Below are 22,583 nucleotides of genomic sequence, written 5' to 3'. Positions count from 1 at the left end.
CCGGTGCGTGTGATCTTCGCCGGTACGCCGGCCGTCGCCGTCCCCGCCCTGACCGCCGTCGCGGCCTCCCACCACGAGCTGCTCGCCGTGGTGACCCGCCCCGACGCGCCCGCCGGTCGCGGTCGCGGGCTGGTCCGCTCCCCGGTCGGCGCCTGGGCCGACGAGCACGGCGTCGAGGTGCTGACCCCCGCCCGGCCGAGCGACCCGGAGTTCCTGGACCGGCTGCGCGAGCTGGCGCCGGACTGCGTGCCGGTGGTCGCGTACGGCGCGCTGGTGCCGCCGGCCGCCCTGAAGATCCCCCGGTACGGCTGGATCAACCTGCACTTCTCGCTGCTGCCCGCCTGGCGCGGCGCCGCCCCCGTGCAGCACGCCGTGCTGCACGGCGACGAGCTGACCGGGGCCAGCGTCTTCCAGCTCGAGCAGGGCCTGGACACCGGCCCGGTCTTCGGCACGCTGACCGACGAGATCCGCCCCGCCGACACCTCCGGCGACCTGCTGGAGCGGCTCGCCCACTCCGGCGCCGGCCTGCTGGTGGCGGTCCTCGACGCGATCGAGGCCGGCACCGCCCGGGCCGAGCCGCAGCCCGCCGACGGGGTGTCCCTGGCGCCGAAGCTGACCGTGGAGGACGCCCGGGTGCGCTGGTCGGACCCGGCGTTCGCGGTGGACCGGCGGATCCGCGCCTGCACCCCCGCGCCCGGCCCGTGGACGACGTTCCGCGGCGACCGGGTCAAGCTGGGCCCGGTCACCCCGGTGGCGAACGGGCCCCAGCTCAAGCCCGGCGAGCTGCTGGTCGAGCGGAACCGGGTGCTGGTCGGCACGGCCACCGTCCCGGTGCAGCTCGGTGAGGTGCGGGCCGCGGGCAAGAAGGCGATGCCGGCGGGCGACTGGGCGCGGGGCACCCGGATCGCCGCCGGGGAGGAACTCGCGTGACCGGGCCGTCGGAACGGTCCGAGCGGCGGTACGGCGACCAGCCGTCCGGCCGGCCCGCGGGCGGCCAGGGCTCCGAGCGGCCCCAGCGGGGGCCCGAGCGGTCGGGGGACCGGTCCTTCGGCGGGCAGCGGTCGGAGCGGCCGCGCGGCGGCCAGTTCGGCGCCGACCGGCGTGGCGGCGGTCGTCCCGTCCGGCCCGCCGTCGACCTGCCCCGGATGGCGGCGTACCAGGCGGTCGCGGCGGTGCACCGCGACGACGCGTACGCCAACCTGGTCCTGCCGATGATCCTCCGCGAGGAGGGGCTGACCGGTCGGGACGCCGCCTTCGCCACCGAGCTGACCTACGGCACGCTGCGCCAGCTCGGCACGCTGGACGCGATCCTCACCGACACCGCCGGGCGGGACGTGCAGCGGATCGACCCGCCGGTACGCGACGCGCTGCGGCTCGGTGCGTACCAGCTCCTGCACACCCGGGTCCCGGCGCACGCGGCGGTCTCGTCCACCGTCGACCTGGTGCGCGCGGTGGCACCCGGCGCCACCGGGTTCGCCAACGCGGTGCTGCGCGAGATCACCACCCGCGACATCGACGGCTGGGTGGCGAAGCTCGCCCCGCCGATGGAGACCGACCCGATCGGGCACCTGGCGCTCGCGTACAGCCACCCGAAGTGGATCGTCCGAGCCTTCTCCGAGGCGCTCGGCGGCGACCTCGGCGAGACGACCCGGCTGCTGATCGAGGACAATGAACGCCCGCCGGTGCACCTGTGCGCCCGGCCGGGCCTGGCGAACCCGGTGGAGCTGGCCGACGAGGTCGGCGGGGCCCCCGGTGCCTTCTCCCCGTACGCCGTCTACCTCTCGGGCGGGGCGCCGGGCGACCTGCGGGCGCTGGCCGACGGGCGTGCGCACGTCCAGGACGAGGGCTCCCAGCTGGTGGCGCACGCCCTGGTCGCCGCACCGCTGGACGGCCCGGACGGCCACTGGCTCGACCTCTGCGCCGGTCCCGGTGGCAAGGCCGGCCTGCTCGGCGCGCTGGCCGCGCAGCGGGGTGCGAGGGTGACCGCGGTCGAGGTGGCCGAGCACCGGGCCCGGCTGGTGGAGCAGGCGACCCGGGGCCTGCCGGTGACCGTGCTGGCCACCGACGGGCGGACGGTCGGCGCCGACCCGGAGCTCCCGGAGGGTCATTTCGACCGGGTGCTGGTCGACGCGCCCTGCACGGGCCTGGGCTCGCTGCGCCGGCGGCCGGAGTCACGCTGGCGGCGGCAGCCGTCGGACCTTCCGCCGTTGACCCGGTTGCAGCGTGAGCTGCTGGCCGCGGCGCTGCGCGCGGTCCGGCCGGGTGGCCTGGTCGCCTACGTCACCTGCTCCCCGCACATGGTGGAGACGCACGTGACGGTGACCGAGGCGGCCCGCCGCTCCGGGGTGCCGGCGGACTTCGTCGACGCCCGGCCGCTGCTGCCCGCCGGCATGCCGGGGCTCGGCGACGGGCCCACGGTGCAGCTCTGGCCACACCGGCACGGCACGGACGCGATGTTCCTGGCGGTGCTCCGGCGCGGCTGACCGCGGTTCCGGGCGGCGACCGGGGCGTGTGCGGGCGGACGCCGACCGGGCGTTACGGGTGCTGCGAGCCCGCTCGGACGGGGCCGGCGCGGCCAGTTACGCCCAGCTCTACTTCGAGTCGCTGCTGCTGCAGTTGAGGGATCTGGTCACCGCGGAGGCGCAGCCGCCGACCGGGGCGTACCAGCGGCTGGTGGCGCACGACGCGGCGCGCGGCGGCGACCTGCTCGCGACCCTGCGCGCCTACCTCGACGCGTTCGGCGACGTGAACGCGGCGTCCGCCGCGGTGCACGTGCATCCGAACACCTTCCGCTACCGGCTGCGGCGGCTCTCGGAGGTCTCCGGGCTGGACCTGGCCGATCCGGACGCGCGACTGGCGGTGCACCTGCAGCTCCGGCTGTACGAGCGCGATGGCGGGTAACGCCGCGGTCACTGGACCGGCAGGGCCCTGGTGCCGGCGCCCTTCAGCGAGCGGGTGAGGTTGCGGTTGCTGACCCAGAGGAAGCACTGCACCCCGCGGTTGCCGTCCTTCCACTCCCGCTCGTTGGGGTGGTAGAAGATCGAGCCGGCGCGGAACTGCAGGTCGCTGTTGTTCGGGACCTTGGTGTACTTCGCGATCTGCTGCCGGCATCCCTTGTGGGTCCGGGTGCTGGTGCGGGTGAACTCGGCGAAGCTGATGGCCGGGGCCTGCCACACGCCGACGAACTCGGCATGGTGCTTCGTGGCGCACGGGACCGGGACCATCGCCTCGATGTCGTCGCGTTCGACCTTCGGGTTGAAGCAGCCCAGCTTCAGCCCGCTGTCGCCGGTCAACGCGCCCTTGAGGCTGCCGGTGCGGGGGTTGGCGCCGGGTTCATCGAGGCTCTTGATCTCACTGACGTCGCAGCGGAACCAGCGCGCCCCACCGGTCCAGGCCTGCGGGGAGGGGAAGACGAGGGCCAGGCCGAGCCGGCCGGCGCGCCAGTCCGCGCCGACCGCCCGGCGTACCTGCCGGTCGCACTCGGCGCGGGCGGCGAGGATCGCCCTGGAACCGGCCGCCGGGGGAGTGCCCTGCCCGGCGTTCGCGCCGGTGAGGGTGCCCACGTGCAGGGTCTCGGCGCGGTGCGGCTCGGCGCAGTCGACCGGGTTCCAGCCGCTGAGGTAGCCGACGTCCTGCACGCCGACGTGGCATGCGCCGGCGGTGGGGACGAAACCCCGCGGGGCGGCCAGCGCCGGCCAGTCGTCGGCGATGTCCCGGTCCACCCCGGCCGGCACGCCGCAGCCGGCCAGCGCCAGGGCCGCCAGGCCGTTCACCGCGACCGCCGTCCACCACCGCCGCATCGCACCCGACCCTCCGCCGCCGTCATCGCGGCGCCGACCGGGGGCGCCACGGTGCGGCAGCATACGGCACGAGAGCTCAGATGGCGGGCAGCCCCTTCGGCCCGGCGCCGCGCATCGAGCGGGTCAGCTTCCGGTCGTCGCTCCACAGGAAACAGCGGATGCCCCGGTCGCCCTCGTCCCACTCCCGCTGCGACGGCGGATAGAAGATCGAGCCGGCCCGGTACGGCAGGTCGCTGTTGTTCGGCACCCCGGCGAAGGTGGCGATCAGCGCCATGCACCGCCGATGCACCTGCTGGTTGGCCCGGCCGAACTCGGCCCAGGTCATGTCCCGCTCCAGGTGGACGCCGACGAACTCGGCGCGGTGCGGCTCGGTGCAGAGCACCGGAGCCATGTAGTTCAGGTTGTTGCCGATCAGCTTCGGGTCGAAGCAGCGGTGGATGAGCGGGTTGTCGCCGATCATCGCGCCCCGCAGGCTGCCGGTCCGGTTGACCGGCCGGGTGTTGTCGATGCTGTCGGTCTCGCTGAGGTCGCAGCGGAACCAGCGGGCGCCGCCGTCCCACGCCGGGACGGAGGGCACCGCGATGTTCATGGTGAGCCGGGCGGAGTGCCAGTCCCCGCCGAGCACCTCGCGGGACCGCTGGTCGCACTCGGCCCGGGCGGTGCGCAGCGCGGGCGAGCCGGGCTCGGGCCGGGCGCCGGTGATCACGACGCCGGTGAAGGTGCCGACATGGATCGCCTCGGCCAGGTGGGTACGGGCGCAGTTCACGGTCTCGTAGGTGCTGGCCTGCACCACCGCGGTGATCCGGGGCAGGCAGGCGTCGGTGGCGGGCACGAAGAGTTGCGGTACGGGCAGCGCCGGCCAGTCGTCCACCAGGTCGCCGTCGGCCCTGTGCTGCTCCACGCAGCCGCTCATCACCACCGTCGTGCCGGCCAGCGCCAGCGCCACGAGCCACCGTCGCATCGTCCGCCCTTCCCGGGAGATGACGGCCGGTCGCCGCGCCCGCACGGCGTCGCCCGCCACCGGGCCTGCTGCACAGAGACCGTCCCTGATGGAGTGTTGCCGCGTTCCGGTCGATCGGCCAGCAACGGATGGCCTTCTGTCCGGTTTCCGGTTCCGTGGGGCCCAATTCTGCACGACTGGTCACGCCTGGGTCACAGCGCGTTCCCGATGCCGCCGCGATGTCCGCGGCGGGTTGCCGCGTTCGTACACTGGCCCCGTGATCGTACCGTCGCCGATCGTCGCGCCCAGCATCCTCGCCGCCGATTTCGCCCACCTCGCCGATGAGGTCCGTGCCGTGGAGAACGCCGCGGACTGGCTGCACGTCGACGTGATGGACAACCACTTCGTGCCCAACCTGACCATCGGCCTGCCGGTGGTGCAGAGCCTGCGGGCCGCGACCCAGCTCCCGTTCGACGTGCACCTCATGATCGAGGATCCGCGGCGCTGGGCCCCCGGGTACGCCGACGCCGGCGCCTACAACGTCACCTTCCACGCCGAGGCCTGCGACGATCCGGTCGCGCTCGCCAAGGACCTCCGCTCGGCCGGGGCGAAGGCGGGGCTGGCCATCGACCGGGACACCCCGATCGAGCCGTACCTGGAGCTGCTGCCGAGCTTCGACACGCTGCTGATCATGACGATCAAGGCCGGTTTCGGCGGTCAGCGCTTCATCCCGCAACTGCTGGACAAGGTGCGCGCCGCCCGCCGGCACGTCGACAGCGGTCACCTGGAGCTGCGGATCGAGGTGGACGGCGGGATCGCCGCCGACACCATCGAGCAGGCGGCCGCCGCCGGCGCGGACGCCTTCGTCGCCGGCACCGCCGTCTACGGCGCCGCCGATCCGGCCGAGGCGGTACGCCGCCTGCGGGGGCTCGCGGAACGCGCGGCCTCCGGGGCCTGACATGGACCCGGCCGGCGACCGACCCGACATCATCCTGGTCGTCGACGACGACGAGGACATCGCTCGCTTCGTCGAGTTCAACCTGCGGTTGCACGGCTTCGAGGTGATCCACGCCAGCGACGGCCAGGAGGCGCTCGAGGTGATCGAGCAGCAGCGGCCGGACCTGGCCGTGGTCGACCTGATGATGCCCCGGATCGACGGCCTGGAGCTGACCCGGCGGCTACGCGCCGACCCGATGACCTCGGCCCTGCCGGTGATCATGCTGACCGCCAAGGGGATGACCGTGGACAAGGTGCACGGGCTCAGCGCCGGCGCCGACGACTACCTGGTCAAGCCCTTCGACACCGCCGAGCTGGTGGCCCGGGTCAGCTCCACGCTGCGGCGCAACAAGGAGTTCCGGGAGGTCTCCCCGCTGACCGGGCTGCCCGGCAACAGCCGGATCCGCCGGGAGATCAGCGACCGGGTCCGCAGCGGCGTCGACTACGCCGTCTGCTACATCGACATCGACCGCTTCAAGAGCGTCAACGACCGGTACGGCTTCGTCCGGGGCGACGAGTTCATCTCCACGCTCGCCCGCAGCCTGCACCGGGCGGTGGTCTCGATCGGCCTGCCGCCGGCCTTCCTCGGCCATGTCGGCGGCGACGACTTCGTCATCGTCTGCACCCCGGAGCAGATCCGCCCGCTCACCTTGCGGGCGGTGGTCGACTTTGAGAAGTCCGCGGACACCCTCTACGACCCCACCGACCGGGAGCGCGGTTTCGTCGAGCTCAAGGACCGCCGGGGCAACATCCGCCGGGCCGCCCTGGTCACCCTCTCCATCGGGGTCTCCCTCTCCGACGCCACGAAGCGCTTCACCGACCCGCTCGCCGCCATCGCCGTCGCCTCGGAGATGAAGACGGTGGCCAAGAGCCAGCCCGGGTCGTACGTGGCGGTGGACAGGCGGCGCGCCGACGGAGTGTGAGGTAGCTCGCGGGGGTGGCGTACCGCCCCACCGAACGTGTAAGACTTCGCATGTACCCACCACGCGCTGGCGGGGCTCGGTGAAATTCCGAACCGGCGGTGATCCACGGTCCGACCGTGGTAAGCCCGCGACCCGGACGGCTCTGCCGCCCGGTGGACCTGGTGAGAATCCGGGGCCGACGGTTGGGAGCGGGAATTCCCGCACCCAGAAAGTCCGGATGGGAGACAGCGCGCGGGACGGGGCGGGCCCGCGTGGGTCGCTGCACTCCAGCCACCGCGTGGGCTCCCCGGGGCCGGCTCTGCCGTTCCCGGATTCCGCCGCCGCCTGCCCGCGGCTCCTCCCGTACCGCCCGCGCGCGGACCGGCGAGTGAGAGGACAGGGGCATGGCCGGCGTCTCCGTCGACGAGGCGATGCGTCGTGCCGTCGTGCTCGCCGCCCGTGGCCTCGGCACCACCAGCCCCAACCCGGTCGTCGGGTGCGTGCTGCTCGATCCGGACGGCACGGTCGTCGGGGAGGGTTTCCACGCGTACGCGGGCGGGCCGCACGCCGAGATCGTCGCGCTCGCCCAGGCCGGTGAGCGCGCCCGCGGCGGCACCGCGGTGGTCACCCTGGAACCCTGCGACCACACCGGCCGCACCGGCCCCTGCAGCCTCGCGCTGATCCAGGCCGGCGTCGCCCGGGTGGTGATCGCCGTGCCGGACCCCAACCCGGTCGCCTCCGGCGGCGCCGCCACCCTGCGGGCCGCGGGCGTCCAGGTCGATCTCGGGGTACGCGGCGCCGAGGCCGAGGCCGGCAACATCGCCTGGCTGACCTCGATGCGCCGCGGCTGGCCGTACGTGATCTGGAAGTACGCCGCGACCCTCGACGGGCGGTCGGCGGCGGCCGACGGCACCAGCATGTGGATCACCTCCGAGGCGGCCCGGATCGACGTGCACGCGCTGCGCGGCACGGTCGACGCGGTGATCGCCGGGGTGGGCACCGTGCTGGCCGACGATCCCCGGCTCACCGCCCGGAACCTGCGCGACGGCTCGCTGGCCATCCGCCAGCCGCTGCGGGTGGTGGTGGACAGCGCGGGACGTACCCCGGCGGAGGCCCGGGTCCGCGACGGTGCCGCCCGGACCTGGATCGCCACCGCCGCCGAGGTCGGGGCCGGCCCGGACGGCCGGGTCGACCTGCCGGCGCTGCTCGCGGAGCTGCACCAGCGCGGCGTGCGGGCGGCCCTGCTGGAGGGCGGCCCCCGGCTGGCCGGAGCGTTCCTCGCCGCCGGCCTGGTCGACAAGGTGGTCGGCTACGTCGCGCCGAAGCTGCTCGGCGCCGGCCCGACCGCGCTGCTGGACGCCGGCGTGACGACCATCGCCGACGCCATCGATCTGGAACTCATCGACGTTACGCAGGTCGGTCCCGACCTGCGGATCACCGCGCTGCCCCGGAAGAGGGAGGCCTGACATGTTCACCGGCATCGTCGAGGAGCTGGGCGAGGTCGTCCGGATCGCCGACACCGGGGGTGACTCCGCGCTGGTCGCGATCCGCGGCCCACTGGTCACCTCCGACGCGCGGCACGGCGACTCCATCGCGGTCGACGGGGTCTGCCTGACCGTGGTGGACGTCGACGGTGGCGTCTTCACCGCCGACGTGATGGGGGAGACCCTGCGCCGCTCCGCGCTCGGCGCGCTGCGCCCGGGCGACCCGGTCAACCTGGAGCGGGCCGCCGCCCTGGGCAGCCGCCTCGGCGGCCACCTGGTGCAGGGGCACGTCGACGGGGTGGGCGAGGTCGTCGCCCGGGAGCCCGCCGCGCAGTGGGAGACGGTCCGCTTCCGGCTCCCCGCCGCCCTGGCCCGGTACGTGGTGGAGAAGGGTTCGATCACCATCGACGGCGTCTCGCTGACCGTGGCCGCGGTCGGCGACGACTGGTTCGCCGTCGGGCTGATCCCCACCACGCTGAAGCTCACCACGCTCGGCGCGAAGGGCGTCGGCGCCCCGGTCAACCTCGAGGTGGACGTGCTGGCCAAGTACGTGGAGCGGCTGCTTGGCGCCCGCGTGCCGGGAGGTGAGGGCTGATGGGTCCGCTCGGTTGGCTGCTCGATGCCCAGGTCCAGGTCGCCGGCTCGCCGGTGCTGGTCCGGGAGATCGTCGGCAACGTCTTCGGCCTGGCCTCCGCGCTGCTCGGGCTGCGCCGGCTGGTCTGGGCCTGGCCGGTCGGCATGATCGGCAACGCGCTGCTGTTCACCGTCTTCCTGGGCGGCGTCTTCGCCACCCCGCAGGCGCACGACCTCTACGGCCAGGCCGGCCGGCAGGTCTTCTTCTTCGCGGTCAGCGTCTACGGCTGGTGGCGCTGGTCCGGCAACCGCCGCGCCGGGGCCGGTGACCAGCCCGCGGTGACGCCGCGCTGGGCCACCGGCCGGGAACGGCTCGGGCTGCTGCTGGCCGCCGCCGTCGGCACCGCCGCCGGGTACCCGTTGCTGGCCGCGCTCGGGTCCTGGGGCCCGCTGCCCGACGCCTGGATTCTCACCGGCAGCCTGCTCGCCACCTACGGCATGGCCCGCGGTTGGGTCGAGTTCTGGCTGATCTGGATCGCCGTCGACGCGGTCGGCGTGCCGCTGCTGCTGCGCGGCGGTTTCTACCCGTCGGCCGCGATGTACCTGGTCTACGGCGCCTTCTGCGCCTGGGGCCTCGTCGCCTGGTGGCGCACCTCGCGAGCCGCTCCGTCGGCCCACAGCCCGATTCCGTCCACCTACTCGGAGGTCGTCGCATGACCACCTTTGCCAGCATCGAGCAGGCGGTGGCCGACATCGCCGCCGGCCGGCCCGTCGTCGTGGTCGACGACGAGGACCGGGAGAACGAGGGCGACCTGATCTTCGCGGCCGAGCTGGCCACCCCGGAGCTGGTCGCGTTCATGGTCCGCTACACCTCGGGGTACATCTGCGTGCCGCTGACCGAGTCCGAGTGCGACCGGCTGGACCTGCCGCCGATGCACCACACCAACCAGGACCGCCGCGGCACCGCGTACACCGTCACGGTGGACGCCCGGGAGGGGGTGAGCACCGGCATCTCGGCGGCCGACCGCTCGCACACCATCCGGCTGCTCGCCGACCCCGGCACCGATCCCACCGACCTGTCCCGCCCCGGCCACGTGGTGCCGTTGCGGGCCCGCGAGGGCGGGGTGCTGCGCCGCCCCGGGCACACCGAGGCGGCCGTCGACCTGACCCGGCTGGCCGGGCTGCGTCCCGCGGGCGTGCTCTGCGAGCTGGTCAACGACGACGGCACCATGATGCGGGTGCCGGACCTGGAGAAGTTTTGCGCCGAGCATTCGCTGACCCTGGTCACCATCGCCGACATGGTGGCGTACCGGCGGCGGCACGAGAAGCAGGTCGAGCAGGTCGCCGAGGCGCGGATGCCCACCCCGTACGGGGTGTTCCGGGCGCTCGGCTACCGCGCCGAGCACGACCCGGCCGAGCACGTCGCGCTGGTCATCGGTGACCTCGGCGACGGGCGGGACGTGCTGGTCCGGGTGCACTCCGAATGCCTCACCGGCGACGTGTTCGGTTCGCTGCGCTGCGACTGCGGACCGCAGCTGCAGGCTTCCCTGGCCCGGGTGGCCCGGGAGGGGCGGGGCGTGGTGCTCTACGTGCGCGGGCACGAGGGGCGCGGCATCGGCCTGCTGCACAAGCTCCAGGCGTACCAGCTGCAGGACCAGGGGCGGGACACCGTGGACGCCAACCTCGACCTGGGGCTGCCGGCCGACGCCCGCGACTACGGCACCGGCGCGCAGATCCTCTACGACCTGGGCGTGCGGTCCATGCGGCTGCTGACCAACAATCCGGCCAAACGGGCCGGGCTGGAGGGGTACGGCCTGGCGATCATCGGCCGCGAGGGGCTGCCGATCCGGCCGCACCCGGAGAACGTGCGCTACCTGCGGACCAAGCGGGACCGGATGGGTCACCTGCTGGACGAGCTGGACGAGGTGACCGAGGCCCCGCTGGGTCGCCCGGTCGCCGGCGACGAGATCGGAGCGTAGACATGGCGGGTTTCGGTGAGCCCGGGGTGACCACGGTGGACGCCGCCGGGATGACCGTCGGGGTGGTCGCCGCGCGCTGGCACGGCGACCTGACCGACCACATGCTCGACCGGGCGGTGGCGGCCGCCGAGGCGTGCGGCGCCCGGACGGTGGTCGCCCGGGTGGCCGGCTCGGTGGAACTGCCGGTGGTGGCCCAGGCCCTCGCGCGCCGCTGCGACGTGGTGGTGGCCCTCGGCGTGGTGGTCCGCGGCGCGACCGCGCACTTCGACTACGTCTGCCGGTCGGTGACCGACGGCCTGACCCGGGTGGCGCTGGACGAGGGGAAGCCGGTGGCGCACGGGGTGCTCACCGTGGAGACCATCGAGCAGGCCCGGGACCGGGCCGGGTTGCCCGGCTCGGCGGAGGACAAGGGCTGGGCGGCGACCGTGGCGGCGCTCGACGCGGCGCTGGCCATCCGTGCCGTGGCCACGGCCAACGCCCACCGGCTCGGCTTCGGCGGCTGACCGCCTCGGCCTTGATCGACCCCCGCTCCGCCGATGTGGCGGTGTCCGGCCCTGGACACCGCCACATCGGCGTTCCGGAGTGGATCTATTCCGCGGTGGCGCCGGTGGGGAGTCGCGGGACGGCGGTGGTCGTCGGCGCCCCGCCGACCGGCGGGGAGCCGGTCCGCTCCGGGTCGGCCCGGCTCGGCTCGGTCCGGTCCTCCGGCCCGGATCCGGACGCCGGCTGGCCCGGGTCGGGCGCGGTGAGGCGACGGCCGGCGACCAGGTAGCCGGCGACGGCGGCGAGCAGCGCGCCGATCACCCCGTAGAGCACCCGGTAGTCGACCAGCCCGACCAGCACGGCGCCCACCCCGATGGCCACCGCCTGCGGGCCGCTGACCAGAGCGTCCAGCGAGGCCGAGACCCGACCGGTGAGGTGGGCCGGGGTGCGCCGCTGGACCAGCGTCATGGTGCCCACCATGGCGACCGGCAGCCCGGCCCCGATCAGCAGGCTCGACGCGACCGCCAATCCCAGCGCCGGCCGGGTCAGCGCCACGCTCCCCGCGGCGAACGCCACCACGCCGAACGCCACCGTGGTCAGCTCCCCGAACCGGCGCACCAGCGCCGCCGAGGCCACCCCACCGAGCAGGCCGCCGACGCCCTGCAGGGAGACCAGCACGCCCAGGAAGGCCGGTTCCCGACCCAGCCCCGAGTCCACGTACGCGAACCAGAGCGTCTCGCCGAGGCCGAGCGCGACGGTGGCGACGACCGCCGCGATCAGCACCCGGCGCAGCGCGGGCTCGCCGGCCAGGTGCCGGACACCGGCGCCGAGAACGCCGCCCGCGCGGTCACCCCCGGCGTCGGCGGGCACCGGCCCGGCGGACGGGACGTGGGGCGGATCGGTGGGTGAGGCGTCGACCGGGTCGGGAGTGCCGGTCGCCTGCGCGGTGCGGAGCAGCAGCCCGACGCCACCCGCCGTCAGGAAGCCGAGCGCGCACGCGGCGGCCAGCAGCGACCCGCCGAGCAGCACGTAGAGCCCGGCGCCGAGCAGCGGCCCGGCCAGCCGCAACCCCTGCTTGACGGTCTGCACCGCCCCGTTGGCGTCCGGCAGCAGCTCCGTCGGCACCAGCTCCTGCACCAGCGCGGTCACCGTCGCGCCGAGCGCGATGTACGACAGGCCGTAGCCGGCCGCCACCGCGTACACGATCCAGAGCCGGCCGCCGTCGGTGACAGTGAGCAGCGGCGCCAGCAGCACCGCGGTGACCACGTTGAGCACGACGAACAGCGACCGGCGGGGCGCCCGGTCCACCACCCAGCCGACCAGCGGCGCGAGCACCATCGGCGCGGTCAGCGCCACGAAGGTGGCGCCGGCCAGGCCGTCCGAGCCGGTCAGGTCCTTGACCCAGATCCCCAGAGCCAGGATGAGGACCGACTCGGCCACCATGCTGACGGTCAGCGCGACGAGGAGCAGCCGGAAGTCCGGCCGGCGCAGCAGTTGTCTCATGATTCCCCGTTTTCCGTGTCGGTGTGGGCGCGCGCGTCGACAGCGGGCACGCCCCAGGCCATCAGCCGGACCGGCCGGGACCCGGGTGGGCGGGCCGCCGGGTCGTCGAGCCGGTCCAGGTAGCGCGCGAAGTGCCGGGTGGCCTCCTCCTTCAGCTCGGTCAGCTCCTCGGCGGTGCACCAGGTCATGAACTGGTTGAAGAACCCGGCGTCCCGCCAGGCGGGGGACTCCTGCCGGCGGACGGCCATCCAGGCGCGCAGCGCCCGGTACTCCATCTCCAGCAGGACCTGTGCCGCGGCGTCGCCGGCCCGGGCCAGCTCCGGGCTCTCTTCCCCGTCACCCCAGCGGTGGCCGTCGGTGACCAGCCGCCAGGGACGCTGCCGCCCGGTGCCGCCGCCGGCCTCGGTGATGAAGCCGTACTTCGCGAGCTGGCGCAGGTGCCAGGAGCAGTTCGCCGGGCTTTCCCCGACGTGCTCGGCGACCTGGGTGGCGGTCAGCGGGCCGTGCAGCCCCACCGCCTCGAGGATGCGCAGTCGCAGCGGGTGGGCGATGGCCCGCAGAGCCTGCGGGTCGGTGATGTCGCGGACGGGCTGGTCGGGCATGCATCGAAGGATAGCCTTCGAAAGGCTCCTTTCGAAACCCCTCTTTCCATGGCCTGCCATGGTTGCCCCGCCCGGTCGCCGTCGACGCCGGCCGCCCGGCGGGCACCCCCGGTGGCGGAGACGACCCGCCCGGACCCGGAGCGCGCGGCGCCGGCGGTTGACTGGAAGAATCCGATCCCGTGAAGACGTTCGAGGAGCTGTTCGCCGAGCTGCAGGCCAAGGCCGCCGCCGGCACCCCGGGCTCGGGCACGGTCGCCGCCCTGGAGAAGGGGGTGCACTTCGTCGGCAAGAAGGTCGTCGAGGAGGCGGCCGAGTCGTGGATGGCCGCCGAGCACGAGGGGCCGGAGCGGACCGCCGAGGAGATCTCCCAGCTGCTCTACCAGGTCCAGGTGCTGATGCTCGCCACCGGTCTCGAGCTCAAGGACGTCTACCGACATCTGTGAGTGCGCCCCGTCGTTGATCAGACCTGATCGAAGGAGCACTCCGTCATGCTGCGTGTCGCCGTACCCAACAAGGGCGCCCTGGCCGAGAAGGCCGCCCAGATGTTGCGCGAGGCGGGCTACCGCCAGCGCACCGACCCGAAGGACCTGGTCTGCCGGGACGAGCCCAACGACATCGAGTTCTTCTACCTGCGTCCGAAGGACATCGCCACCTACGTCGGCTCCGGTGACCTCGACGTCGGGATCACCGGCCGCGACCTGCTGATCGACTCCGGCGCGCCGGCCGAGGAGGTGGTGGACCTGGCCTTCGGCCGGGCCACCTTCCGCTTCGCCGCCCGCCCCGAGGACGTCCACTCCGTGCAGGAGCTGGGCGGGCACCGGATCGCCACCGCGTACCCGGGGCTGGTCGAGCGCTACCTCGGCGAGCTGGGCGTCAAGGCCGACGTGATCCGCCTGGACGGGGCGGTGGAGAACGGCATCCGGCTCGGCGTCGCCGACGTGGTCGCCGACGTGGTGGAGACCGGCGCCACGCTGCGCCAGGCCGGCCTGGTCGTCTTCGGCGACCCGCTGCTGCGCTCGTCGGCGGTGCTGGTCCGCCGCACCGGGGCCCAGAACCACCCGCAGGCCGAGCAGCTGCTGCGCCGCCTGCACGGGGTGCTGGTGGCCCGCCGCTACGTGATGCTCGCCTACGACGTGCCGGCCGGCCTGCTCGACCGGGCGAGCTCGTTGACTCCGGGCATCGAGTCGCCGACGGTCTCCCCGCTGCACCGCGAGGGCTGGGTGGCGGTCCAGGCGATGGTGCTCCGCGACGACGTGCACCGGATCATGGACGAGCTCTACGAGCTCGGGGCCCGCGCCATCCTGGTCACCAACATCCACGCCTGCCGGCTGTGAGGCCGCTGCCGCCAACGGCCGCCCTGGCCCTGGTCACGCTCGGCGGCGCGGCCGCGGCGGCGCAGGGCGCGGTCAACGCGGAACTGGGCGAGCGGGTCGGCAACGCCACCCTCGGCGCGGTGGTCAACAACCTCGGCGGCACGCTACTGGTCCTGGTGGGGCTGGCGCTGCCCGCCATGCGGTCCGGTCTGGTCGCGCTGCGCCGGGTCCGGTTGCCGTGGTGGTCGTACCTGGGAGGGCTCGGTGGCGCGGCGATCGTGCTGCTCGGCGCCTACGTCGTGCCGGTGCTCGGGCTGGCGGCCTTCACGATCGCCCAGGTCGCCGGGAGCAGCGTCGGTGGGCTGGCGGTGGACCGGGCGGGCCTCGCGCCGGTCGGCCGCCTGCCGCTCACCGGTCCGCGGCTGGCCGGCGCGCTGCTCGGGGTGGCCGCGGTCGCCCTGGCCCAGCTCGGCCGGCCGCTCGGCGACCTCGCCGTGGGCCTGGTGCTGCTCGCCGTGGTCGGCGGCGTCGGGGTCGCGCTCCAGTCCGCCCTCAACGGCCGGGTCTCCGCGGCCGGCTCGCCAGCCGCCGGGGTCGCGGTCAACTTCGCCACGGGTACGCCGGTCGTGCTGCTCGTCGCGGCGCTGGCCGGCGCGTTCACCGGACCGGAGGTGACCTGGCCGGACGCCTGGTACCTGTACGTCGGCGGGCTGCTCGGCGTGGGCATCGTGGCCAGCCTGGTGCTCGGCGTCCGCGTGGTGGGGGTGCTACGGACCGGTCTGGCGCTGGTCGCCGGCCAGCTGGGCGGGGGACTGCTGCTGGACCTGCTGCTGCCCGGCGGGGCGGGACTGCGCTGGCCCGTCCTGGCCGGCGCGGTGCTCACGCTGGTGGCGGCGGTGGTCGCCGGCCGGGGCAACCGGTCGGCCGCCGGCGTCCTGGAGCCGATCCCGGCCGGTGGCCGGTCGTCGGGCCCGTGTGGCGGCCGAAGGCCGGCCGGGAGCGGGTGGCAGACTGGTGGGGTGAGCGAAAATGAGCTGATCCGCCTGAAGCCCCGCCGCATCCGGGTGGTCTGCTGGGCCTCGGCGGCCGCGCTGCTGGTGGTCTTCAGCCTGGTGGCCACCTCGCTGAGCGGGTCGACCGGCGACGGGTACGGCACCTTCCAGCGCGGCGACCAGCTCGCCATGGTCGGCCTGGGCGTTCTCGGCGCGCTCGGCATTTTGCTCTTCACCCGGCCCCGCGTGGAGGCGGACGCCCGGGGCGTGCGGGTGCGCAACGTGCTCGGCTCGTACGAGCTGCCCTGGGAGGTCGTCCGCGGCGTGCGCTTCGACCGGGGCGCCCCCTGGGCCAGCCTGGAGCTGCACGACGACGACCTGCTGCCGATGGTCGCCCTGCAGGCCGCCGACAAGGAGACCGCGGTCGAGGGCGTCCGGGCGCTGCGCCGGCTGCACCAGGCCCACCTGGCCACCCTCGCCGGCGGCCGCGCCGCCGGCTGAGCCGATCCGGGCCGCCCGCCGGGTCATCCGCTGAGCGCCCCGTCACACCCGCGCTGAGCTGCGAGCCCGGTTTGGGTCGTTGCGGGACGACGGTGTAGTGTTACCGAGTCGACCAGACTGCCCCCGTTGCGACGTGCGGGCGGTCTTGAAGCGGAGCGCCTGCTCCCACCCGAGTCGCCCCAGTAGGCGGCCGGGTCCGGTCACCGGTTCCGGGGACATCCCGGTCCCGGATGCGCGATCATGTGATCGTGCCGACCGGTCGAGCGGGCCCTGGCATGTGCCGGGGCCTTCTGCTTTCCGGGTCGCTCCCGCCCGGGAGCCCGCGGAGTCGGCACCGCAGGAGACTCGACTCGAGGAGGCCCCATCAGCGTCGAACCACGCGTGAACGAGCAGATCCGGGCACGTGAGGTCCGACTGGTCGGCCCTGAGGGTGAGCAGGTGGGCATCGTCCCGCTGGAGCGCGCCCTGCAGCTGGCCTCGGACGTCGACCTGGACCTGGTCGAGGTTGCGCCGATGGCGCGCCCGCCGGTGTGCAAGCTCATGGACTTCGGCAAGTTCAAGTACGAGAGCGCACTGAAGGCGCGCGAAGCGCGGCGTAACCAGCAGCAGACCGTCATCAAGGAGATGAAGCTCCGGCCGAAGATCGACCCGCACGACTACGAGACCAAGAAGGGTCACGTGGTGCGGTTCCTCAAGGCTGGCGACAAAGTCAAGGTGACGATCATGTTCCGCGGTCGCGAGCAGAGCCGCCCGGAGCTGGGTTACCGGCTCCTGCGCCGGCTCGAGTCCGAGATCACGGACCTGGGATACGTCGAGGCCGCTCCGAAGCAGGACGGCCGAAACATGATCATGGTTCTCGCTCCGCACCGGGCCGTCAAGGCCTCCGCGGTCGCCGCCACGGCGTCCCGTGGCGGGCCCCGGGACCGGGCCGCGGAAGAGTCCGGCGCTCCGGCAGCTGGCGAGACCCCGGAGGCGGGCGAGACCGCAGCAGCCGGCGAGACCGCAACAGCCGGTGAGACCGGCACGACCGCTGACACCAGCGGCCAGTAACAGGGGAGAGACGTTCCACATGCCGAAGATGAAGAGCCACACGGGTATGGGCAAGCGGGTCAAGGTGACCGGCAGGGGCAAGATCGTTGCCCAGCAGGCCGGCCTTCGCCACAAGCTGGAGAAGAAGTCCTCCACCCATACCCGCCGGCTGACCGGCACGGTCGAGCTGGCCAAGGCTGACGTCAAGCGAATCAAGAAGCTGCTCGGCCGCTGACGCGCGCCACCTTCACGTAACTAGGAGTTGAGATGTCACGCGTCAAGCGGGCTGTGAACGCCCACAAGAAGCGTCGTACCGTGCTGGAGTCCGCGAGTGGTTACCGCGGCCAGCGCTCCCGCCTGTACCGCAAGGCCAAGGAGCAGATGCTGCACTCGATGCAGTACGCCTACCGGGACCGTCGTGACCGCAAGGGCGACTTCCGGCAGCTCTGGATCCAGCGGATCAACGCTGGCGCCCGGGCCAACGGCATGACCTACAACCGGCTGATCCAGGGCCTGCGCCTGGCCGGCATCGAGGTCGACCGTAAGATCATGGCCGACCTGGCCGTCAACGACGCCGCGGCGTTCGCCGCGATCGTCGAGCTGGCCCGCGCCGCCGTGGCGGCCGAGGGCACCGGTGGCGCCGCGGCCCAGGCCGCCTGATCCACCCGCAGCAGATCGAGGCGTCTCCCATGCAGTCACCATCGCGCGGGAGGCGCCTCGACGCTGTCTCCGGCCCGTTCACCCCGCGTACTCCCAGGGTCGTCGCCGCCCGCCGGCTCCAGCGCCGCCGGGACCGCGAGGCCACCGGCCGGTTCCTGGCCGAGGGGCCGCAGGCGGTCCGCGAGGCCCTGGCCCGCTCCGGCGTGGTCACCGAATTCTTCGGTACGCCGGCCGCCCTCGACCGGTACGCCGACCTGGCGGCGCAGGCCGCCCGGGCCGACATCCCGGTCTCCGAGGTGACCGACGAGGCGGTCGCCGCGCTCGCCGAGACCGTCGCCCCGCAGGGCCTGGTCGCCGTCTGCCGGCACCTCGACGTGCCGCTCGACCGGGCGCTGGCCGCCCGGCCCCGGCTGGTGGCGGTGCTCGCCGAGATCCGCGATCCGGGCAACGCCGGCACCGTGCTGCGCACCGCCGACGCGGCCGGCGCGGGCGCGGTGGTCTTCGCCGGCGACGCCGTCGACCCGTACAACGGCAAGTGCGTGCGGGCCTCCGCCGGCAGCCTCTTCCACGTGGACGTGGTCCGGGCGCCGGACCCGCTCGAGGTGGTCGCCGGGTTGCGCGCCGCCGGCCTCACCGTCCTTGCCACCACCGGGTACGGCGACAGCGACCTCGAAGACCTCGCCGACGCCGGCCGGCTCGCCACGCCCACCGCCTGGCTCTTCGGCTCCGAGGCGCACGGCCTGCCCGAGGAGCTGACCGCCGCGGCGGACGCCCGGGTGCGGGTGCCGCTGCACGGTCGCGCCGAGAGCCTGAACCTGGCTGCGGCCGCCGCCGTCTGCCTGTACGCTTCAGCCAGAGCGCTGCGCTGACCTCGCCGTCGCGCGGCAACACAGCAGGGGAGTCGTCCAGATGATGAACGCGCCACGGCGTTCGTTTAGCCAGCCCGCCGGTGTCGGCGGGCGGCGGGCCTGACCCTTCCTCCTGCGCGAACTCCCACCGGCGGGCTGCGGCACAGCCGCGCGTCCGTAGACTCGCCTAGCCGCCCGAAAGGGCCGGCGCCGCCGTGAGGGAGTGCCCGTACGCCATGAGCTACCGCAACGATCCGTACGATCCGAAGCAGGTCGCCCTGCTCGACCCGGCCGCCCTGGCCGAGGCCGTCGCCGCCGCCGAGAAGGCGTTTGCCGAGGCCGCCGACCCCGACGCGCTGACCGCGCTGCGCCCCGCGCACCTCGGTGACCGCTCGCCGGTCTCGCTGGCCCGCCGGGAGATCGGCGCGCTGCCGCCGGCCGCGAAGTCCGACGCCGGCAAGCGGGTCAACGAGGCCCGCCGGGCGATCGAGTCGGCCTATGCCGCCCGGCAGGAGACCCTGGAGCGCGAGCAGGCCGAGCGGGTGCTGGTCGAGGAGGGTGTCGACGTCACGCTGCCGTACGACCGGCGGCCGCGGGGCGCCCGGCACCCGCTGACCGTCCAGATGGAGCAGATCAGCGACCTCTTCGTCGGGATGGGCTACGAGGTGGCCGAGGGTCCCGAGGTCGAGCTGGAGTGGACCAACTTCGACGCGCTCAACATCCCCGCCGACCACCCGGCCCGCGGCCTGATGGACACCTTCCACATCGCACCGCCCGAGGGGGCCGAGAGTTCGGGCCTGGTGCTGCGGACCCACACCTCGCCGGTGCAGGCGCGCACCATGCTGACCCGCAAGCCGCCGATCTACGTGATCGTCCCGGGCCGGGTCTACCGGACCGACGAGCTGGACGCCACCCACGCGCCGGTCTTCCACCAGGTGGAGGGCCTGGTGGTGGACAAGGGCATCACCATGGCGCACCTGCGCGGCACCCTGGACCATTTCGCCCGGGCGATGTTCGGCGAGGGCGCGAAGACCCGCTTCCGGCCGCACTACTTCCCGTTCACCGAGCCGTCGGCGGAGTTCGACGTCTGGTTCCCGGAGCACCGCGACGGCCCGCGCTGGGTCGAGTGGGGCGGCTGCGGGATGGTCAACCCGCGGGTGCTGCGCGCCTGCGGCATCGACCCGGAGGTCTACTCCGGATTCGCGTTCGGCATGGGCATCGACCGGACGGCGATGTTCCGGCACGGGATCAGCGACATGCGGGACATGGCCGAGGGGGACGTGCGGTTCACCCGCGCGTTCGGCGCCGGGGCGTAGGCGATGCGGGTACGTACAACGGAGACGGTGGTCTGAGTCATGCGAGTTTCTGTCAGTTGGCTGCGGGAGTATGTCGACCTCCCCGCCGACCTGCCCACCGGCGACCTGGAGCAGGCGCTGGTCGACCTCGGCATCGAGGTCGAGTCGATCGTGGACCTGCGCGAGACGGTCACCGGCCCGCTGGTGGTCGGCGAGGTACGCGAGATCGAGGAGCTCACCGGCTTCAAGAAGCCGATCCGGTTCTGCCGGGTCGATGTCGGCGACGCCAACGGCACCGGTGAGCCGCAGGAGATCGTCTGCGGGGCGCGCAACTTCGCCCAGGGCGACCGGGTCGTGGTGATCCTGCCCGGCGGTGTGCTCCCCGGCGGCTTCGTCATCGGCGCGCGCAAGACGTACGGGCGCAACTCCAACGGCATGATCTGCTCCGCCAAGGAGCTGGGTCTCGGCGACGACCACTCGGGCATCATCGTGCTGCCCGAGGACACCCCGGCCAAGCCGGGCGACGACGCGCGCCCGGTGGTCGGGCTCGACGACGTCGTGGTCGAGCTGGAGATCACCCCGGACCGGGGGTACGCGCTGAGCGTGCGCGGCATCGCCCGCGAGCTGGGGCACGCCCTCGGCGTGCCGTTCCGCGACCCGGCCCTGGTGCCCGCGCCCGGTGCCACCGAGCGCCCGGCGTACCCGGTCGAGGTGCGGGACACCGTGGGCTGCGACCGGTTCGCCGCCCGCATGGTCCGCGGCATCGACCCGACCGCGCAGACGCCCGGCTGGATGCAGCAGCGGCTCACCGTGGCCGGCATCCGCAGCATCTCGCTGCCGGTGGACGTCACCAACTACCTGATGCTCGAACTCGGCCAGCCGATGCACGCCTTCGACGCCGACCGGATCAGCGGGCCGCTGGTGGTGCGCCGGGCCGAGCCGGGGGAGAAGCTGACCACGTTGGACGGGGTCAGTCGGACCCTCGCGCCCGAGGACATGGTGATCTGCGACGACACCGGTCCGATCTCGCTCGCCGCGGTGATGGGCGGCGAGACCAGCGAGGTGATCGGCGGCACCACCGACGTGCTCTTCGAGGCCGCGCACTGGGACCCGGTGATGGTGGGGCGTACCGCCCGCCGGCACCGGCTGTTCAGCGAGGCGGCGAAGCGCTGGGAGCGGGGTGTCGACCCGGCCCTGCCGCTGGTCGCCCTCGAGCGCGCGGTGCGGCTGCTCACCGAGCACGCCGGCGGCACCGTCGGCGACGAGATCCTGGACATCGACCACGTCCGGCCGCGTACCCCGGTGGTCCTGCCGGCCGACCTGCCGAGCCGGCGGGTCGGGGTGACCTACCCGCCCGCGCGGGTGGTCGCCCTGCTGGAGCAGGTCGGCTGCACGGTCGTGCAGGGCACCGACCGGCTGGGGGAGGACCCGGGCGAGGTCGGCGTCTCCGCCGGCGACGGCGTGGTGCTCACCGTGACCCCGCCGAGCTGGCGTCCGGACCTCACCGACCCGGCCGACCTGGTCGAGGAGGTGGTCCGCCTCGACGGGTACGACCGGGTGCCGTCGGTGCTGCCGATGGCGCCTCCCGGCCGTGGGCTGACCTGGCAGCAGCGGCGGCGCCGGGCGGTCGCCCGGTCGCTCGCCGAGCGCGGGTACGTCGAGGTGGTCGCCCACCCGTTCGTCGCCCTGGAGCTGGCCGACCTGCTCGGCCTGCCCGCCGACGACCCGCGCCGCCGGGCGGTCCGGCTGGCCAACCCGCTGTCGGAGGAGGAGCCGCTGCTGCGTACCACGCTGCTCGGCCCGCTGCTCGGCATCCTCAAGCGCAACCTGGGTCGTGGCCTTCGCGACCTCGCGCTCTACGAGATCGGCACGGTCTTCCACCCGCGTCCGGGCGCCGGCACCCCGCCGGCGATGGGCGTGGACCGTCGGCCCACCGACACCGAGTTCGCTGCCGCCGACGCGGTGGTGCCGGACCAGCCGCGGCACGTCGCCGTGGTGCTGGCCGGTGACATCGAGCCGGCCGGCTGGTGGGGCGCCGGTCGGGCGGCCGGCTGGGCGGACGCGGTGCAGGCCGGTCGGGCGGTGCTCGCCGCCGCCGACATCCCGGAGCACCGGATCACCGTCGGGGCCGCCGGGTACGCCCCCTGGCACCCCGGGCGCTGCGCCGAGCTGCGGGTCGACGACGTGGTGGTTGGGCACGCCGGTGAGCTGCACCCGGCGGTGATCGCCGCACTGGAGCTGCCGCGGCGGACCAGCGCGATGGAGCTGAACCTGGACGCCGTACCGCCGCCGCCGGTCGCGCCCGCGCCGACCATCTCGGGCTTCCCGCCGGCGCTGATCGACGTGGCGCTGGTGGTGGACGAGTCGGTGCCGGCGGCCGAGGTGCAGCGGGCCCTCGCCGAGGGCGCCGGCGAGCTGCTGGAGGACGTCCGGCTGTTCGACGTGTACGCCTCGGAGCAGCTCGGTCAGGGCCGCAGGTCGCTGGCGTACAAGCTCACCTTCCGGGCCCCGGACCGGACGCTGACCGTGGAGGAGGCGGTGGCCGCCCGGGACGCGGCGGTCGCCGTGGTGGCGGAACGCTTCGGGGCGACCCTGCGCGGCGCCTGAGCCGAACGGCCGAGGGCCCTCCCGCGTCGGCGGAGGGCCCTCGTCGTGTCGCTCATTTCCATGCAATGGAACGCAT

23 protein-coding genes, 1 pseudogene and 1 riboswitch are annotated in these 22,583 nt (G+C 74.2%); of the genes and pseudogenes, 20 read left to right on the top strand and 4 right to left on the bottom strand.

What is annotated here, in order from left to right:
* Positions 1-3: 3 nt before the first annotated feature.
* Genes fmt through ACLQ2U_RS13180 form a run of 3 tightly spaced genes read left to right on the top strand, consistent with a single transcriptional unit; the run spans position 4 to position 2,901 of the window.
* A complete protein-coding gene (gene fmt / locus ACLQ2U_RS13190; protein ID WP_425750897.1) occupies positions 4-930 on the top strand; it encodes a methionyl-tRNA formyltransferase in 927 nt (308 codons plus the stop codon).
* The gene (locus ACLQ2U_RS13185; protein ID WP_425750896.1) at positions 927-2,483 is read left to right on the top strand and encodes an RsmB/NOP family class I SAM-dependent RNA methyltransferase; all 1,557 of its coding nucleotides are present in this window, start codon (positions 927-929) and stop codon (positions 2,481-2,483) included. The genes fmt and ACLQ2U_RS13185 overlap by 4 nt, the downstream gene beginning before the upstream one ends.
* A gap of 28 nt (positions 2,484-2,511) precedes the next feature.
* The gene (locus ACLQ2U_RS13180) at positions 2,512-2,901 is read left to right on the top strand and encodes a PucR family transcriptional regulator (RefSeq protein ID WP_425750895.1); all 390 of its coding nucleotides are present in this window, start codon (positions 2,512-2,514) and stop codon (positions 2,899-2,901) included.
* Between the two features lie 8 nt (positions 2,902-2,909).
* Here the strand turns inward: ACLQ2U_RS13180 and ACLQ2U_RS13175 are convergent, their stop codons facing one another.
* Positions 2,910-3,800 carry a septum formation family protein gene (locus tag ACLQ2U_RS13175; RefSeq protein ID WP_425750894.1) on the bottom strand — a complete coding sequence of 297 codons (891 nt, stop codon included), beginning with the start codon at positions 3,798-3,800 and terminating at the stop codon, positions 2,910-2,912.
* A gap of 76 nt (positions 3,801-3,876) precedes the next feature.
* Entirely contained in the window at positions 3,877-4,761 is an 885-nt protein-coding gene (locus tag ACLQ2U_RS13170) for a septum formation family protein (RefSeq protein WP_425750893.1), read from the bottom strand.
* A 256-nt stretch (positions 4,762-5,017) separates the two neighbouring features.
* Here ACLQ2U_RS13170 and rpe point away from each other — a divergent pair, with 256 nt between their 5' ends.
* The 7 genes from rpe to ribH all read left to right on the top strand — a co-directional run bounded on the left by rpe (position 5,018) and on the right by ribH (position 11,177).
* Positions 5,018-5,698, top strand: coding sequence for a ribulose-phosphate 3-epimerase (rpe, locus tag ACLQ2U_RS13165; protein WP_425750892.1), 681 nt, complete (start codon positions 5,018-5,020; stop codon positions 5,696-5,698).
* Between the two features lies 1 nt (position 5,699).
* Positions 5,700-6,659, top strand: coding sequence for a GGDEF domain-containing response regulator (locus ACLQ2U_RS13160; RefSeq protein ID WP_425750891.1), 960 nt, complete (start codon positions 5,700-5,702; stop codon positions 6,657-6,659).
* Positions 6,660-6,720: 61 nt separating this feature from the next.
* Positions 6,721-6,892, top strand: a riboswitch (FMN riboswitch).
* A 150-nt stretch (positions 6,893-7,042) separates the two neighbouring features.
* Positions 7,043-8,104, top strand: a complete 1,062-nt coding sequence (gene ribD / locus ACLQ2U_RS13155; protein WP_425750890.1) for a bifunctional diaminohydroxyphosphoribosylaminopyrimidine deaminase/5-amino-6-(5-phosphoribosylamino)uracil reductase RibD — start codon at positions 7,043-7,045, stop codon at positions 8,102-8,104.
* A gap of 1 nt (position 8,105) precedes the next feature.
* On the top strand, positions 8,106-8,717 hold the full coding sequence (locus tag ACLQ2U_RS13150) for a riboflavin synthase (RefSeq protein WP_425750889.1): 612 nt from the start codon (positions 8,106-8,108) through the stop codon (positions 8,715-8,717).
* Positions 8,717-9,412: a nicotinamide riboside transporter PnuC gene (gene pnuC / locus ACLQ2U_RS13145; RefSeq protein ID WP_425750888.1), complete on the top strand. Its 696-nt coding sequence runs from the start codon at positions 8,717-8,719 to the stop codon at positions 9,410-9,412. Before ACLQ2U_RS13150 ends, pnuC begins: the two co-directional genes overlap by 1 nt.
* The gene (locus tag ACLQ2U_RS13140) at positions 9,409-10,674 is read left to right on the top strand and encodes a bifunctional 3,4-dihydroxy-2-butanone-4-phosphate synthase/GTP cyclohydrolase II (RefSeq protein WP_425750887.1); all 1,266 of its coding nucleotides are present in this window, start codon (positions 9,409-9,411) and stop codon (positions 10,672-10,674) included. The genes pnuC and ACLQ2U_RS13140 overlap by 4 nt, the downstream gene beginning before the upstream one ends.
* Positions 10,675-10,676: 2 nt before the next feature.
* A complete protein-coding gene (gene ribH, locus ACLQ2U_RS13135; protein WP_425750886.1) occupies positions 10,677-11,177 on the top strand; it encodes a 6,7-dimethyl-8-ribityllumazine synthase in 501 nt (166 codons plus the stop codon).
* An 85-nt stretch (positions 11,178-11,262) separates the two neighbouring features.
* Here the strand turns inward: ribH and ACLQ2U_RS13130 are convergent, their stop codons facing one another.
* Both ACLQ2U_RS13130 and ACLQ2U_RS13125 read right to left on the bottom strand, forming a co-directional pair.
* Entirely contained in the window at positions 11,263-12,660 is a 1,398-nt protein-coding gene (locus ACLQ2U_RS13130; RefSeq protein ID WP_425750885.1) for an MFS transporter, read from the bottom strand.
* Positions 12,657-13,262: a winged helix-turn-helix domain-containing protein gene (locus tag ACLQ2U_RS13125; protein ID WP_425750884.1), complete on the bottom strand. Its 606-nt coding sequence runs from the start codon at positions 13,260-13,262 to the stop codon at positions 12,657-12,659. Before ACLQ2U_RS13125 ends, ACLQ2U_RS13130 begins: the two co-directional genes overlap by 4 nt.
* A 179-nt stretch (positions 13,263-13,441) precedes the next feature.
* Between ACLQ2U_RS13125 and ACLQ2U_RS13120 the strand changes: the two genes are divergently transcribed.
* The 10 genes and pseudogenes from ACLQ2U_RS13120 (at position 13,442) to pheT (ending at position 22,507) form a co-directional block, all read left to right on the top strand.
* Entirely contained in the window at positions 13,442-13,705 is a 264-nt protein-coding gene (locus ACLQ2U_RS13120; RefSeq protein WP_425750883.1) for a phosphoribosyl-ATP diphosphatase, read from the top strand.
* A 45-nt stretch (positions 13,706-13,750) separates the two neighbouring features.
* On the top strand, positions 13,751-14,596 hold the full coding sequence (gene hisG / locus ACLQ2U_RS13115) for an ATP phosphoribosyltransferase (RefSeq protein WP_425750882.1): 846 nt from the start codon (positions 13,751-13,753) through the stop codon (positions 14,594-14,596).
* Positions 14,593-15,414 (top strand): annotated as a pseudogene (locus tag ACLQ2U_RS13110) (DMT family transporter); the annotation flags it as partial. The gene hisG and the pseudogene ACLQ2U_RS13110, both read left to right, overlap by 4 nt.
* 180 nt (positions 15,415-15,594) lie before the next feature.
* Entirely contained in the window at positions 15,595-16,068 is a 474-nt protein-coding gene (locus ACLQ2U_RS13105; RefSeq protein WP_425751111.1) for a PH domain-containing protein, read from the top strand.
* A 381-nt stretch (positions 16,069-16,449) separates the two neighbouring features.
* Positions 16,450-17,118: a translation initiation factor IF-3 gene (gene infC, locus ACLQ2U_RS13100; RefSeq protein WP_425750881.1), complete on the top strand. Its 669-nt coding sequence runs from the start codon at positions 16,450-16,452 to the stop codon at positions 17,116-17,118.
* A gap of 19 nt (positions 17,119-17,137) precedes the next feature.
* On the top strand, positions 17,138-17,332 hold the full coding sequence (rpmI, locus tag ACLQ2U_RS13095) for a 50S ribosomal protein L35 (protein WP_425750880.1): 195 nt from the start codon (positions 17,138-17,140) through the stop codon (positions 17,330-17,332).
* A 32-nt stretch (positions 17,333-17,364) separates the two neighbouring features.
* Entirely contained in the window at positions 17,365-17,757 is a 393-nt protein-coding gene (gene rplT, locus ACLQ2U_RS13090; protein ID WP_425750879.1) for a 50S ribosomal protein L20, read from the top strand.
* A 29-nt stretch (positions 17,758-17,786) separates the two neighbouring features.
* Complete coding sequence (locus ACLQ2U_RS13085) at positions 17,787-18,626, top strand: TrmH family RNA methyltransferase (RefSeq protein ID WP_425750878.1); 840 nt, start codon at positions 17,787-17,789, stop codon at positions 18,624-18,626.
* A 215-nt stretch (positions 18,627-18,841) separates the two neighbouring features.
* Positions 18,842-19,921 (top strand): phenylalanine--tRNA ligase subunit alpha, encoded by a 1,080-nt coding sequence (gene pheS, locus ACLQ2U_RS13080; RefSeq protein WP_425750877.1) that lies wholly within the window; start codon positions 18,842-18,844, stop codon positions 19,919-19,921.
* A 39-nt stretch (positions 19,922-19,960) separates the two neighbouring features.
* Positions 19,961-22,507: a phenylalanine--tRNA ligase subunit beta gene (gene pheT / locus ACLQ2U_RS13075; RefSeq protein ID WP_425750876.1), complete on the top strand. Its 2,547-nt coding sequence runs from the start codon at positions 19,961-19,963 to the stop codon at positions 22,505-22,507.
* Positions 22,508-22,583: the final 76 nt, after the last annotated feature.

This window comes from Micromonospora sp. DT47, from assembly GCF_049844475.1.
Classification (GTDB): Bacteria; Actinomycetota; Actinomycetes; order Mycobacteriales; family Micromonosporaceae; genus Micromonospora.
The sequence above is the reverse complement of the archived record's forward strand: the minus strand, read 5'-3'. Positions and strand labels throughout refer to the sequence as shown.